This window comes from Nocardiopsis sp. CC223A (genome assembly GCF_030766825.1).
In the GTDB taxonomy this organism is placed as follows: domain Bacteria; phylum Actinomycetota; class Actinomycetes; order Streptosporangiales; family Streptosporangiaceae; genus Nocardiopsis.
The window spans coordinates 70,502-84,232 of sequence record NZ_JASFDV010000012.1; the positions used below are offsets into that span (position 1 = coordinate 70,502).

15 protein-coding genes are annotated in these 13,731 nt (G+C 72.6%); 4 read left to right on the forward strand and 11 right to left on the reverse strand.

The features are described from left to right. Window positions 1-130: 130 nt before the first annotated feature. The 7 genes from QJS33_RS07195 to QJS33_RS07225 all read right to left on the reverse strand — a co-directional run bounded on the left by QJS33_RS07195 (window position 131) and on the right by QJS33_RS07225 (window position 6,671). Complete coding sequence (locus QJS33_RS07195) at window positions 131-649, reverse strand: isochorismatase family protein (protein WP_306367073.1); 519 nt, start codon at window positions 647-649, stop codon at window positions 131-133. A 19-nt stretch (window positions 650-668) separates the two neighbouring features. Then, entirely contained in the window at window positions 669-1,112 is a 444-nt protein-coding gene (locus QJS33_RS07200; protein ID WP_306367074.1) for a hypothetical protein, read from the reverse strand. Between the two features lie 82 nt (window positions 1,113-1,194). Continuing rightward, on the reverse strand, window positions 1,195-1,992 hold the full coding sequence (locus tag QJS33_RS07205) for a PhzF family phenazine biosynthesis protein (protein WP_306367075.1): 798 nt from the start codon (window positions 1,990-1,992) through the stop codon (window positions 1,195-1,197). 61 nt (window positions 1,993-2,053) lie between these two features. Then, window positions 2,054-2,491 (reverse strand): Lrp/AsnC family transcriptional regulator, encoded by a 438-nt coding sequence (locus tag QJS33_RS07210; protein WP_306367076.1) that lies wholly within the window; start codon window positions 2,489-2,491, stop codon window positions 2,054-2,056. Window positions 2,492-2,898: 407 nt separating this feature from the next. After that, window positions 2,899-3,777 (reverse strand): hypothetical protein, encoded by an 879-nt coding sequence (locus tag QJS33_RS07215; RefSeq protein WP_306367077.1) that lies wholly within the window; start codon window positions 3,775-3,777, stop codon window positions 2,899-2,901. Between the two features lie 700 nt (window positions 3,778-4,477). Further along, a complete protein-coding gene (gene kynU / locus QJS33_RS07220; protein WP_306367078.1) occupies window positions 4,478-5,716 on the reverse strand; it encodes a kynureninase in 1,239 nt (412 codons plus the stop codon). Between the two features lie 46 nt (window positions 5,717-5,762). Then, entirely contained in the window at window positions 5,763-6,671 is a 909-nt protein-coding gene (locus QJS33_RS07225; protein WP_306367079.1) for a tryptophan 2,3-dioxygenase, read from the reverse strand. A gap of 201 nt (window positions 6,672-6,872) precedes the next feature. On the opposite strand from QJS33_RS07225, the gene QJS33_RS07230 reads away from it, so the two are divergent. Together QJS33_RS07230 and QJS33_RS07235 are read left to right on the forward strand one after the other, a co-directional pair. Next, complete coding sequence (locus QJS33_RS07230; RefSeq protein ID WP_306367080.1) at window positions 6,873-7,340, forward strand: Lrp/AsnC family transcriptional regulator; 468 nt, start codon at window positions 6,873-6,875, stop codon at window positions 7,338-7,340. Continuing rightward, window positions 7,337-7,603, forward strand: a complete 267-nt coding sequence (locus tag QJS33_RS07235) for a DUF4031 domain-containing protein (protein ID WP_306367081.1) — start codon at window positions 7,337-7,339, stop codon at window positions 7,601-7,603. The genes QJS33_RS07230 and QJS33_RS07235 overlap by 4 nt, the downstream gene beginning before the upstream one ends. A gap of 66 nt (window positions 7,604-7,669) precedes the next feature. On the opposite strand, the gene QJS33_RS07240 is transcribed toward QJS33_RS07235, so the two are convergent. From QJS33_RS07240 to QJS33_RS07250, 3 genes are all read right to left on the reverse strand, one after another. Continuing rightward, complete coding sequence (locus QJS33_RS07240) at window positions 7,670-8,317, reverse strand: metal-dependent phosphohydrolase (RefSeq protein ID WP_306367082.1); 648 nt, start codon at window positions 8,315-8,317, stop codon at window positions 7,670-7,672. Window positions 8,318-8,404: 87 nt separating this feature from the next. Next, the gene (locus QJS33_RS07245; RefSeq protein ID WP_306367083.1) at window positions 8,405-9,061 is read right to left on the reverse strand and encodes a response regulator transcription factor; all 657 of its coding nucleotides are present in this window, start codon (window positions 9,059-9,061) and stop codon (window positions 8,405-8,407) included. Window positions 9,062-9,104: 43 nt separating this feature from the next. Next, a complete protein-coding gene (locus QJS33_RS07250) occupies window positions 9,105-10,739 on the reverse strand; it encodes a sensor histidine kinase (RefSeq protein ID WP_306367084.1) in 1,635 nt (544 codons plus the stop codon). 187 nt (window positions 10,740-10,926) lie between these two features. Here QJS33_RS07250 and QJS33_RS07255 point away from each other — a divergent pair, with 187 nt between their 5' ends. Together QJS33_RS07255 and QJS33_RS07260 are read left to right on the forward strand one after the other, a co-directional pair. Next, complete coding sequence (locus tag QJS33_RS07255; RefSeq protein ID WP_306367085.1) at window positions 10,927-12,216, forward strand: MFS transporter; 1,290 nt, start codon at window positions 10,927-10,929, stop codon at window positions 12,214-12,216. A 65-nt stretch (window positions 12,217-12,281) separates the two neighbouring features. Continuing rightward, complete coding sequence (locus tag QJS33_RS07260; RefSeq protein ID WP_306367086.1) at window positions 12,282-12,734, forward strand: VOC family protein; 453 nt, start codon at window positions 12,282-12,284, stop codon at window positions 12,732-12,734. 18 nt (window positions 12,735-12,752) lie between these two features. Here QJS33_RS07260 and QJS33_RS07265 read toward each other — a convergent pair whose 3' ends face one another. Beyond that, a complete protein-coding gene (locus QJS33_RS07265) occupies window positions 12,753-13,526 on the reverse strand; it encodes a DeoR/GlpR family DNA-binding transcription regulator (protein ID WP_306367087.1) in 774 nt (257 codons plus the stop codon). Window positions 13,527-13,731 lie beyond the last annotated feature (205 nt).

The window sequence follows — 13,731 nt, forward strand, 5'->3', positions numbered from 1 at the left end:
AGGGCCGGGCCCGGTGCGACTTCCGGGTCCGGCCCTTCGGGGTGGGACACGACCCGCGGCGCCAAGGGGGTGCACCGGGGCCGTGCGGACACCTCCCCGGGAGGGGTGGGGAGGTGCCACACCTTCATTTTTACCGGAACTCGATCTCCCGCGCGGGGGAAACCTCGATTCCGTCGGCCAGCAGTTCCCGTTCGACGGCGGCCGCGCGTTCGGCCGCGCTCACCCCGTCCTCCGGGAAGGTGCCGTGGGCGCCCTGGGCGAGGACCACCCGGTACCCCTCGCCCAGGGCGCGGCGGCCCGTCGCGGAGATGCAGAACTCGCTCTGGAAGCCCGCCAGGACCAACCCGCGGGCGCCGGTGACGGCGAGCGCCTCGGCCAGTCCCGGGCAGGTGAAGGCGTCCGGGCCGGCCTTGCGGAGCACCGGCTCGTCCTCCCGCGCCGGGAAGGTCGGCTGCCACCCCTCGCTGAACGGCTCGTCGGGCTCCCCCTCGGCCCCGTCGTTGAGGACGTGCACGACCGGGGTCCCCGAGGAGCGGGCACGGTCGAGGAGGGCGGCGAGTTCGGCGCGCAGGGGCCCGGCGTCCGGGACCGCCTCCGCCCCTTCGAGGAAGTTGTCCTGTACGTCTACGAACACCAGTACGAACGACATGCCGCAATAGTGGCACAGGTCACCGGCGGCCTGCGGCCTTTTCGGCGGCGCGGCGGAAGGCGCGGTCGCGGTCGTCCACCGGCGGGTCGGCCGGGTCCTGTACGAACACCGCGAAGAGGAGGTCGGTGTCGCGCAGGTCGTCCAGCAGGTCGCGCCACGCGAACAGGTTGGGGTGGTCGAACACGGTGCACGCCTGGGCCGGGGCGAGCCCCTGCTCGGCCGCGCGCAGTTCCGCGGCGGTCAGGTCGTACACGGCGGTGCCGCGGGTGTGCCCCAGGACCCGGCCCAGGACGATCGCGGGCAGGCCGTGCATCGCGCCGGGGACGTTGACCACGGGGAAGGACCGCTCTCCGTCGCGCTCCCGCCCGACGGCGAAGGCGGACGGCCGCTCCCAGCCCGGGTGACCCTCCTCCAGCCGGGTCCGGGCGGCGTGGATGTCGTCTTCGGTGACCCATTGCTCCATGGGCACTCCTCATATCGGGGGTCGGGGGTACGGGAGCGGGAGGGGTGCGCGCCCACCGCGCACCCCTCCCGCTGCGTCCACGTTAAAGGTTCAGCTCCCCCCGGGCCACCGAGACCGCGTGACCGCCGATGATCACCCGGTCACCGCGCCACTCCAGCAGCAGGTCACCGCCGCGCACCGAGGCCTGGTGCGCCGACAATTCCTTCCGGCCCAGCCGCTCGGCCCAGAACGGCGCGAGCACGGTGTGGGCGCGCCCGGTGACCGGGTCCTCGGGCACGCCCACCCGCGGACCGAACACGCGGGACACGAAGTCGGCGCCCTCCCGGCCCTCCTGCGCACGGGCGGTGACGATGACCAGGTGGTAGGGCAGCCGGCCGAGGGCCGCGATGTCGGGGGCGAGGCCGCGGACCGTCGCCTCGTCGGCGACCTCGACGAGGAGGTCGTCGGCGCCGCCCAGGCCGACCCACAGGGGTTCGGCGCCCAGTGCCCCGGCCAGGCCGTCGGGGGCCGGGACGGGCACCGGGGGCTTGGCCGGGAAGTCCATCCACAGGCGCCCGTCGCGCTCGGCGACGGTGAGCACACCGCTGCGGGTGGTGAACCGGTACGGCCCCGGGACGCCGAGTTCGACCAGGGCGTGGGCGGTGGCCAGGGTGGCGTGCCCGCACAGGTCGATCTCGACCGTGGGGGTGAACCAGCGGAGCTCGTAGTCGGCTCCGGGGTCGTCGACCGGGCGGACGAAGGCGGTCTCGGAGAGGTTGAACTCGGCGGCGACCCCCTGGGCCCAGGCGTCGTCGTAGACGTCGTCGAGGACCAGGACGGCCGCGGGGTTCCCGGCCAGGGGCCGGTCGGTGAATGCGTCGATCACGCGGTATTCGGGCATGCGTCCATCCTGCTGAGGCCGCTGTTCCCGGGAAAGGGCCATTCGCGCGGGCAATGGCCCCTCACAGGGGCGGCTCGTCCAGGATGAACATGGTCTGGGTGCTCTTGACCTCGGGGATGCGCTGTAGGCGCTCCAGGACGAAGGTGCGCAGGGCGCCGGCGTCGGCGACGCGGACCAGCAGCAGCAGGTCGACGTCGCCGGAGACGAGGGCGGCGTGGTCGACCTCGGGGATGTCGCGCAGGTACTCGCGGAACCTCTCCCAGGAGTGCTGTTCGATGCGCACCGAGACGTAGGCCGACAGGCCGATGCCGTACTTCTCCGGGTCGACGACGGCGGTGAACCCGCGGATGACCCCTTCGTCGCGCAGGCGCTCCAGGCGGGAGTAGGCGTTGGCCCGGGAGATGTGGGCCTGTTCGGCCACGGCCCGGATGGACATGCGACCGTCGTCGCGGAGCAGGGAGATGATGCGGCGGTCGGTGTCGTCCAACGGCACGGCCATGTGTCTTACCTCTTACCGCTCAGACCGCGGTCCCGGAAGACCCAGGGGGTCGCTCGGCGGCACTACTGAGCAGTTCGTCCAGTATCGGCGTGGGGGAATCGACAATATGGGGTGATTCGCCTCATATTCAAGACACGGAGTACACCGATCCGGGAACGCCTCCGGAGACCGCCGACGGCAATGGCGCCGCCGGAGCCCACGGTCCCGGGTGCGTCCGGGGTCGGCGGTCGGGTCGGTCAACGGCGATCGGTGCGGCTCCGGACGTACCGAAGGGCCGTGGTCGTGAAGACCACGGCCCTTCGTCGGCCCGCCGGGTCGCGTGCCCCGGAGAGTCCCTTGTCCGTGAGGACACCTGGCGTCTCGGGCTCCCCGCGATCACGGGGACCCGGCAGGCCCGGGAGGGATCCCTACCCGCGGCCGCGCAGGCGGTCGAACAGGGAGCCCAGGCTGTGGCGGCCGCTGCTCTGGGCGGTCAGGCCGCGGCCCTCGCCCTCGGCACCGGCGTGGGCGCCGGCGGGACGGCGGTTCCAGGCGAAGAACAGGGCGATGAGGATGGCCGGGACGATGGCCAGGGCCAGCAGGCCGGTCCCGCCCAGGATGCCGTCGCCGGCACCGGTGAGCTGGACGCCGGAGAGGTCGTTGGCGGCCGTCTCGGCGGTCACGCCGGAGTCCTCGGAGTCGTCGGAGCCCTCGGAGTCGGCGGCGGCCTGTTCCTCGGCCTCCTCCTGCTCCGCCTTCTCCTGCTCCTTCTTCTCCTTTTCGGCCTTCTCCGCGGCCTCCTCTTCCTTCTTCTCCTCCTCGGCCTTCTTCGCCTCGTCGGTCTCGGCGAGAACCTCCTCGGGGATCGGCTCGACGGCGTTCTCGCACTTGTTGTCGGGCTGCTGGAAGGGGTGCGGGGCGCCCTCGGTGCCGTTGCCGTCGCCCCACTCGGTGATGAAGTACTCGACGTCGTAGAGGTGGCCGTTGCCGCCGCTGACGGTGTAGTTCGTGTCGTCCCAGCTCTCGCCGGTCAGTTCGGCGAAGGTCTGGCCGTCCATGTCCAGCAGGACGTCGCAGTCGTTGGAGGGGACGCCGGGGCCGCGGTCGCCGATGAAGAATTCGGCCTTCTTACCCTCGTAAACGACGTAGCCCTCGGTGCCCAGCGGCCAACTCGGGCTGGAGAAAAGGCCCTTCTGCATGGGCTCGCCGCCTGCGGGCGCACCCGTGTCACCGTTGATGCCGGAACCGTCGTCCCAGAAGTAGGTCGCGGTGACTTTGCCGTACTGGATGGGAGTGTCGTTGCTCATGAAGTATCTGCCAGGTAGACAACGGGGCCGAGAAGACCTTCGGGCACGTCGCAGCAGCTCACAGGGCGTGCGTGGGCACACCCCGGGAAGGGCGTCGTGACAGGGTTCTCCCGCTGTGAGAATCGGCGGGCGGGAATCGGAAAGCGCCGATGGACTTCGGCGGTCCACGGGGCCGGCTCATGGGTGCGGGCGGCCCGGATTCCCGGAAAGGGTCTCGATTCCCCTGCGGCCGACAGGCCGGTCAAGGGCTCGGCATCACTTCGCAGAAGACTCATAACGAAGCGATCACGAGGACACTAACCCAGGTTTAAGCAAAGTGCGCAAGGATTCCGGGTAAAATGACATTCCGTGTTCGGCCGTGCACCGCGCGGGCCAATGCCCGAAGGCCCCCGGAAACACCGGAACCCCCGCGGCGGCAGGGGTTCGGGGCCCGCCCGAGGACGGCGGGCGGGCCCCCTCCGTGGCCCTCGTCACGGATCCGGCGCGGACACCCGAAAGGGCCGCGGGACCCCTGCGGGGACCGGTGTACGCGCCGGTAGGTCACGGTGGACACGGCTCCGGCGACACGGGGGCGGAAGCGGGCGGGAATGGTCAAGTCAGGGCAATCCGGCCCCTCCGGCGGGGTCACCGGCGGGGCGGATGTTCCCCTCAGGACGCAAAGATCCCCGGGGGCCGCGACCCCCGGGGACGATGTGCCGGGTCAGGTCACCTGCCCGCGCCGGGCAAAGCGCTCGTCACGCCACTCCCCCGTGCGGACCACCTCGTGCAGGGCCTCGGTCGCGTCCCACACGTCCGTGTGACGCAGGTACAGCGGGGTGAACCCGAACCGCATCACGTCCGGGGCGCGGAAGTCGCCGACGACGCCGCGGGCGATGAGCGCCTGCACGATCGGGTACCCGGCACCCTCCTCGGGCTCCACCAGCGCGACCTGGCTGCCGCGCCGGGCGTGCTCGGCCGGGGTGACCGAGGAGATGCCCACCTCGGCCGCCCTGGCCAGGAACAGGTCCGTCATCGCCAGGCTCTTGGCGCGCACCTGCGCGAGGTCGGCCTTGGCCCACACGTCCAGGCTCGCCTCCAGGGCGGCGTCGGCCACCAGGGGCTGGGAGCCGCTGAGGAAGCGCGACACCCCCGGGGCGGGCTCGTAGTCGCCGGTGAAGTCGAAGGGGCGGGCGTGCCCGTGCCAGCCGCTGAGCGGCTGGTCGGCCCCGGCGTGGTGGCGGCGGGCCGCGTACAGGAACGCGGGGGCGCCCGGGCCCGCGTTGAGGTACTTGTAGGTGCAGCCGACCGCGAAGTCGGCGTCGGAGGCGGACAGCTCCACCGGCACCGCGCCGACGCTGTGGCACAGGTCCCAGATCACCAGGGCGCCGTGCTCGTGCGCCAGCCGGGTGATGCCGGGCATGTCGCGCAGGATGCCGGTGCGGTAGTCCACGTGGCTGAGCAGCAGCACAGCCACGTCCCCGGCGGCCAGCTCGCGCTCCAGGTCCGGGCCGTCGGGGTCCACCCGGCGCTGGACGGCCCCGGCCAGGGAGACCGCGCCCTCGGCGACGTACAGGTCCGTGGGGAAGTTGCCCGCCTCGCCCAGCACCACGGAGCGGTCCGACAGGCGCAGCGCGGTGATGACGCACTTGAACAGGTTGGCCGAGGCGCCGTCGCCGACGATCACCTCGTCGGCGTCCGCCCCGACCAGCGGGGCGACCTTGGCGCCCAGGGTGCGGGGCTTGTCCCACCATCCGGCGTCGTTCCAGCTCCGGATGAGGTCCTGGCCCCACTCCCGCTCGATCATGTCGGCGACCCGGCCCGGGGTGCTGCGCGGCAGCGCGCCCAGCGAGTTGCCGTCCAGGTAGATCACCCCCGCGGGGAGCACGAACTCGTCGCGCAGCGGGGCGAGGGGGTCGGCGGCGTCGAGCGCGGCGCACTCCTGCCGGGTGGTGGGCGTCATCGGGCGTCCTGCTTCCTGCTCAAGGCGGTTCGGTGCGGGGCCGGGCTCAGACGGTGCTGCGCAGCGACCACAGCTCGGGGAAGACGTCCTTCTCGACGTTGCGGGCCAGCCAGGCGAGGCCGTTGGAGCCGCCGCTGCCGGGCTTGCCGCCCATGGTGCGCTTGACCGCCATGAGGTGCAGGTGGCGCCATCGCGTCACCCGCTCGGCGACGTCCATCAGCGCCTCGGCCAGCAGGTACAGGTCGTTGCCGGGGCGGTCGTCGGCGTAGACCCGCGCCCAGGCCGCCTCGACCTGCTCGTCGGGCGCGTACTCCTGTGTCCAGTCGCGTTCGACGGCCCGGGCCGGCACCGGCAGGCCGCGCCGGTGCAGCAGGCGCAGCGCGGCGTCGTACAGGCTCGGCCGTTCCAGGAGCGCGCGCAGGTCGGCGGCGACGCCGCTCATGCCCTTGTGCGGGCGGATCATGGGTGCGGACTTGTTCCCGAGCACGAATTCGAGCTTGCGGTAGCCGAAGGACTGGAAGCCCGACGCCTCGCCGAAGGAGTCCCGGAACCGGTTGAACTCGGTGGGGCTCATGTCCCCGAGGAGCTTCCAGGAGTCGTTGAGGACGTCCTGGGCCGCGGTGGCGCGGCGCAGCCAGGCCAGCGCACCGGGGACGTCGTCGTTCTCCAGGGCGTCGCGGGCCCTCTCCCAGCGCTCCTGGATCAGGACGAACAGCAGCTCCATGATCTGGGTGCCGATGATGAACGCCGTCTCCGCGGGCTCGTCGGTGCGCGGGTTCTGTAGGCGCAGCAGCGTGTCGATCCCGGCGTAGTCGACGTAGGGGGTGTTGCGGTCGAAGGCCAGGGTGGGCTGCCCCGCGTTGTCCCGTGCCCGCCGGGCCCGGGCCTCGCCGTCGGTGCCCTCGACATCGGCGGGGATGTACGGGCACTGCTGTGCGGACGTCGTGGTGAGCATCGGGACAACCCCTCGTGGTACTGCGCGGAACCTGCCGGTCGCACACGGCGCCGTCGGCGGAGCCCCCGTCACGGCACTGTGTACGTCAGCACACATGATCGAGCAGAACAGGCGGAAAAGGAATGGACATCGAACCCCAAAGCAGGACTTCAACCTGGTATCCATAACATGTCAGGAAAATCTACTTTGGGATTGCAAAGCATGGCCTCACGAGCGCCAATGACGCTGGACGGCGTTGACCAGCGGATCCTCACCGAACTCCAGCGGGACGGTCGGCTGTCCTTCAACGAGCTGTCCCGGCGCGTCAACCTCTCGGCGCCCGCCGTGGCCGAGCGGGTGCGACGGCTCACCGACCACGGTGTGATCACCGGCTACCACGCCCACGTGGACCCGGCCGCCGCCGGGCTTCCGGTGACCGCTCTGGTGCGCATGCAGTGCTTCGGCGCGCACTGCCTGCTGCGCGAACCGGGGTCGCTGGAGCTGCCCGAGATCCTCCAGGTGCACCGGGTCACCGGCGACGACTGCTGCGTTCTGCTCATCGCGGTACGCTCCATGGAGCACTTCGAGGCGGTCATCGACAGCCTCGCCGCGCACGGCCGCCCCTCCAGCACGATGATCCTGTCCAGTCCGGTGCCCTGGCGCCCGGTCTCAGCCCCGAGGACCCCATGAGCGTGCTCATCGACACCCCCGTCTGGCCCGGCCCGGGGGGCCTGCTGTTCGCGCACCTGGTCAGCGACGGCTCCTACGCGGAACTGCACGACTTCGCGCGGGAGCTGGGCGTACCCGAACGGGCCTTCGACCGCGACCATTACGACGTCCCCGAGCACCTGCACGCCCGGGCCCTGGCGCTGGGCGCCGAGCACGTGACCGGTCGGGAGCTGGTGACCCGGCTGCGCGCCGCCGGCCTGCGCCGCCCCCGGCTCCGCCGCTAGGCCCCGGGTTCGGCGGATCGTTCCGCCCGCCCGTCGCCCACCACCGTCCCCACCGGAGAGCAGGCCTCAGAACGCGGCCTCGGCGGCCAGCCGGTCCAGTTCGGCGAGCATGTTGGACCGGGCCCTGGCCTCCCAGTGGAGGCGGCCGAACTCGGTGTGGAAGATCTGCGGGGCGTCCAGCATGCCGCGCAGCACCCGCGAGCGGCCGGCCCGGAACGCCTCGTCGGGCACCCGGCGGTACTCGGCGCGGACCGCCGCCGTGTAGGCCAGGTACTCGTCCGGGGCGCCGGCCAGGACGGACAGGTCGGCGTCGGAGAGCACCTGCCCGTCGGAGTCGTCCGGCCCGGGGGCGTGCTCCTTGGTCATCAGCACCAGGCGGGCCACCTCCCCGATCCGTTCGGGGGCCATGCCCAGCATGGGGAGCAGTTCGCGGGCCAGCGCGGCGCTCCGGTCCTCGTCCAGGCCGGGCTCGGTCTCGTAGACGGCGTCGTGGAACCAGACCGCGTAACGGACCAGGTCGGGCGAGATCGCCTCGTCGGCCAGGACGTCCACCGCCCGCAACGTCGCCCACAGGTGGGTGAGGGTGTGGTAGCGCCGGTGGGGTTCGCTCCAGCGCAGCAGGAGCTCGCGCCCCACGGCCCGGGCCTCGGGGGAACCCCCGGCCAGCCGTTCCCAGGAGGCCTTGAGCAGGACCCCCTCCTCCTCGTCGAGCATCCGCGCCCTCTCTCCGCCCTCGTCGCGGCCACCGTCTCCCGGTACGTCCGCACCAGTCTCCCCCATCCGGGCACCGGAGTCCGGGTCTCAGCCGTCGGCGGTGAGCCCGGCCTCGTAGGCGAGGATCGCCGCCTGCACCCGGTTGCGCAGCCCCAGCCGGTTGAGGATCGTGCTGACGTAGCTCTTGACGGTGCCCTCCACCAGGAACAGGCGGTCGGCGATGTCGGCGTTGGACAGACCCGCGCCGACCAGGGCCAGCACCTCGCGTTCCCGCTGGGTCAGCCGCTCGATCCGGGTCCTGGCCGCGGCCTCGCGGGCCGGGCGCCCGCCGCCGAAGCGGTCGATCACCTGCCGGGCCACCTGCGGGGACAGGTAGGCGCCGCCGTCGGCGACCGCGTGCACGCCGGTGATCAGCTCGCGCGGGTCGCCCGCCTTGAGCAGGAAGCCCGAGGCCCCGTCGCCCAGCGCCCGGGAGATGTAGGCGTCCTCGCCGAAGGTGGTGAGGACGACCACCGCGGTGGACGGGGCCAGCCGGCGCATCTCGGCCGCCGCGGCGAGTCCGTCCAGGCGGGGCATGCGGATGTCGACCAGGGCCACGTCGGGGCGGTGGGAGACCGCCAGATCCACCGCCTCCCGGCCGTCGGCCGCCTCGGCCACCACCTCGATGTCCGGGTCGCTCTGCACGATGGCCCGTACCCCGGCGCGGATCATCGCCTCGTCGTCGGCGATCAGCACCCTGATCACGTGTTCGCTCTCCTCGTGGTCGTCGCGGACCCTGCGGGCGCGCTCACCGTATCGGGGCCTCGCCCTTGTCGGACAGCCGCCCGTCGGCGAAGCAGACCTGGTAGAACACCTGCTCGTCGTCGAACGGGTCCGCACTGCTGCGGTAGTAGCTGCACACCGCCCCCTCGGGCACCGCGCCCTCGGCCAGCTCCCGGGCGTCGAACGGCACCGAGAAGGGCGGCAGCACCTCCTCGACCTCGCTCTGCGGTGTGCCCGGGCGCAGCCCCGCGAACTCCTCCGGGGTGAGTGTGGTCTCCCGCAGGCCGGTGGCCATCACCCAGAAGACCAGCGCCGCCAGCCCCGCGATCGCCGTCAGGGGGACCGCCACCAGGGCCACCGACCAGCCGCGGAAACGGCGCCGGGCGGCCCGCTGGAGCCGGTCGATGGTGGTGTCCTCGTCCTCGTCGGCCGCCTCGTCGGGCGGCGCGGAGCCGCCCCGCAGGGGGATGACCGCGCACACCTCCCAGGAGCCGTCGCCGGTGGGGCCCGCGGCGAAGGCCCCGCCCGCGAGCCGGACGCGTTCGCGCAGCCCGATCAGGCCGCGCCCGCCGCCGACCCCGTGCGGCCCGGTCTCCGCCTCCGCGGGGACGGGGTTGACCGCCCGCACCTCCAGGCGCTCCCCGTCCCCGGCGATGGAGAGGGCCACCTCCGCGCCCGGTGCGTGCCGGGTGGCGTTGGTCAGGGACTCCTGGACGACCCGGTGCACCGCCCGGCCCACCATGGGCGCCAGGACGGCGGTGTCGACGTCGCGGACCAGGGTGATCCGCATACCGGAGTCGCGGGCGCGCTCGACGAGGTCGGCGACGCCCTCCCCGGTCGGGGTGACGGGGTCGGGCTCGGCCTCGGTGCGCAGCACTCCGATGATCTCCCGTAGGTGCTCGGTGGCGGTGACCGCGGTGGCGCGCAGTTCGGCGGCGGCCTCGCGGTGCCGCTCCCCCAGTCCGGGGTCGACCTCCAAAGCCCCGGCGCGCAGGGCGATCAGGCTGAGTTCGTGCCCCAGGGAGTCGTGCATGTCCTGGGCGATGCGCGAACGCTCCCGGCTGCGCGCCTGCTCGGCGACGAGCCGGTGCTCGCGGCGGAGCTGGCGGGCGTGCTCCCAGCCCGCGGTGGCCAGCGCGGCGTGCTGGCGGCGGTGGGCCCCGAGCAGCCACGCGGGCCCGGTGTTGACCAGCAGGGTGACGACCGCCACCGCCCACGTGCTCAGCGGGTAGGCGCCCCACAGCAGCGGCAGGGTGCCGAGCAGCAGGGCCGCGGCGGCCAGGGCCAGTGCGGGGCGCGTGTCGGGCGAGCGGCGGCCCGCGAGGTAGGAGACGCACGCCAGCAGCAGTCCGCCGCAGAAGAACCAGAACGACGACGCCGCGGCCACGACCAGGGCGGCCGGGGGGTGGCGGCGCGCGAGCACGATGGCGACGGCGGCCGCCGCCACCCCGATCGCGCCCCGGGCCACGGCCTCTCCGGCGCCGAACCCGCCGGTCGCGGAGATCAACGTCACCTCGCCGGCGAACGGCAGCGCGGCGACCGCGCCCAGGGCCGCGTCGCCCAGCGCGGCGGCCCGGGTGGGCGGCCCGGGCAGCGGCCGCAGCGCGCGCCGCAGGGCGCGGCGGGCGCGGATCTCTCGGGTCGGGGCGGGTTCTTCCATACCGCCGAAGCTACCGATCGGCGCACCGCGGCCGGTACCCACGAAAGTCAGCCCCGAAGCGACCGATCAGGCCTATCATGGGATGAATTGCGGTCCCCTTCCGTGGTCCCCCTCGTCGCGTCGTGCTGGAACCCGGAAAGCGCCCAGGACGAGCGCGCGGGACGGGAACCACGAAAGGGGCGGACGCATGTCGCCGCTGGAGACCCTGCGCCGAATGCACCACCTGGCCGGATGGCCTCTTCTCACGGCGAGCTTCATGGCCCGCCTGCCGATCTCGATGTCCCTCATCGGCCTGCTCACCCTCGTCACCGGGGCCACCGGCAGCGTGGCCGCCGGCGGGGCGGTGAGCGGGGCCTTCGCCCTCGGCGGGACCGTCGGCGGGCCCGTCATCGCCCGGTTCGCCGACCGCCACGGCCAGCGCCCGCCCCTGCTGGTGATGTCGCTGGTCGACGCCGTCCTCATCGCGCTGCTCGTGGCAGCCGTCCTGGCCGGGTACGGCCTGCCCGTCCTGGCCGGGCTCGCCGCCCTGGCTGGCCTGTGCCTGCCCCAGGTCGCGCCCATGGCGCGCACCCGCTGGGTGGTGCTCATCCGCGAACGCGGCGACCGGGGCGCGGAGCGGGAGCGCTCGCTGGCCGCCGCCATGTCGGTGGAGGGCGTGCTCGACGAGGCCGCCTTCGTCCTGGGTCCGGCCCTGGTCGGCGTCCTGACCGTGCTGGTCTCGCCCACCGCCAGCGTGCTGGGCGCCGCCGCGCTCATCGGTGTGTTCGGAACGGTGTTCGCGCTGCACCCCACGGCCCCGCCCGGGTCCGCGCCGGTGCGCGGCCGGGGCGGCCGGATCGCCGTGCCCGCCCTGCTGGTGCTGGCCGTGCCCATGTTCTGCCAGGGCCTGTTCTTCGGCGGCATGTCCACCGGGGTCACCGCGTTCGCCGCCGAGTCGGGGTACGGCGACCTGTCAGGGCTGATGTACGCGGTGATGGGCGCCAGCAGCGCCGTGGCGGGGCTGCTGACGGCCTCCCTGCCGGCGGGTTTCACCCTCACCGCCCGCGCACGGGCGGCGGCCGGGGCGCTGTTCCTGCTCTCCCTGCCGCTGTACCTGCCGCACGGCGCGCTCACCCTGGCCCTGGCCGTGTTCGTGCTGGGCGCCGCGATCGGGCCGCACCTGGTGAGCCTGTTCGCGCTGGTGGAGCGGGCCGCCCCGGCCAGCCGCCTGTCGCAGTCGATGGCGATCGTGCTGAGCAGCCTCATCCTGGGCCAGGCCCTGGGCTCGGCGGCGGCCGGGTCGCTGGCCGACGCGCACGGCTACCAGGGGGCGTTCGCCCTGGCCACGCTGGGCGGACTGGTGTCCCTGCTGGTGACCGTGACGATCATGCGAACCCGCTGGTACGGGCGTTCTCCGGAGGTCGGGGCGGCTCCCGGTTCCGAGGACGTACCGGGCGTACCGGCCCACGAGAGTGATGCCGGGAACATCCGGCGTTAAACGCGCGTTAAAAGACGACCCGCGGAACTCATCGACCCTTAGGCTCGGACCTTGTGCTCGGACTCATGACCATCCTCGACTCCCGCCGTTCGAAAGAGGACGACGTGCCCCAGCTCACCGGACTGGCCCGCATCACCCTCTCGGTGCGCGACCGCGACGAAAGCGTGGACTTCTACCGCGACGTGCTCGGCTTCAAGGTCAAGTGCCGCCGCGACCACGACGGCACCCTGCGGACCGAGTGCCTGCATCCCGCCTCGGGGCTGCTCCTGGCCCTGATCCAGCACCGGAACAACTTCAAGAACCGGTTCGACCGCAGGCACTGCGGCCTGGACCGGCTCACCCTCGGCGTCGCCAACCTCGGCGAGCTGGAGGCGTGGGAGGAGCGGTTCGTCGACAAGGACGTGGACCACCTGCCGATCGTGCACGGCGAGGAGGGGTCCACCCTGCTCTTCTACGACCCCGACGGCACGGAGCTGGCCCTGTTCACCCGCGCCGACCTGGAGGACGACGAGGGCTGACAGGGCCTGCCCGCCCGCTCAGCGCTCGCACTCCACCAGCTTCAGGCGCACGTCACGCTCGGCCAGCTCGTCGACGGCCGAGCGCGGCAGCCGGTCGTCGGTGATGATGAGGTCGAACTGCTCCAGGCTCGCCACCCGGAAGGTGCCGAACTTCCCGTACTTGGTGCTGTCCACGGTGAGCACGCTCTTGGAGGCGATGCGCAGCAGCTGCTGCTTGGCGATCACCTTGGCCTCGGACGGGGTGGTCGAGCCGCGCTCGGCGTCCCAGGAACTGCTGGCGATGAACGCCAGGTCCACGTTGACCTGCTTGAGGAACTCGGCGGTGAAGCGGCCCACCGAGGAGTGGTCGGAGTGCGACACCACGCCGCCGGTGTGGATGAGCTCGATGCCCGGGTACTCCATCAGGTGGCCGACGACGTTGAAGTCGCTGGTGATGACGGTGAGCCCCACCTTGTCGGTGAGCATCGGGACCATCTGGAGGGTGGTCGTGCCCGCGTCGAGGTAGATCGTGAAGTTCTCGCGCACCAGGTCGGCCGCGGCCCGTGCGATGGCCCGCTTGGCGGGCACCTCCAGCTGGGCCTTGGCCAGGTAGGACGGCTCGCTCTTGAGCCGCGCGGCGAGCCGCACCCCTCCGGTGACCGACAGGACCTTGCCGTCGTTCTCCAGCGCCTGGATGTCGCGACGGACGGTCATGTGGGACACGGACAGCATCGAGGTGAGCTCGTTGATACTCAGCACATGGCGCTCTTGGAGGAGCTTGAGGATGTGCTCTCGTCGCTGGTCCGGAATCATCGTTCGCCTCACAGTCGGGGGCCTGGCCGCTGCGCCGTGCGGTCACGACGCCGTGTAACAAAGTTTCCCATTTCGCGGCACCGGGGACGGCGGTCCCACGACGTGAGTCCGCTCGCAATCGCACGGGAACACCCCGGACACGCCTCACGTTCGTGCCCCGACGGCGCCCGCCGCCGCCGGTTTCGGCGTTTTTCCTGTTTGCCCC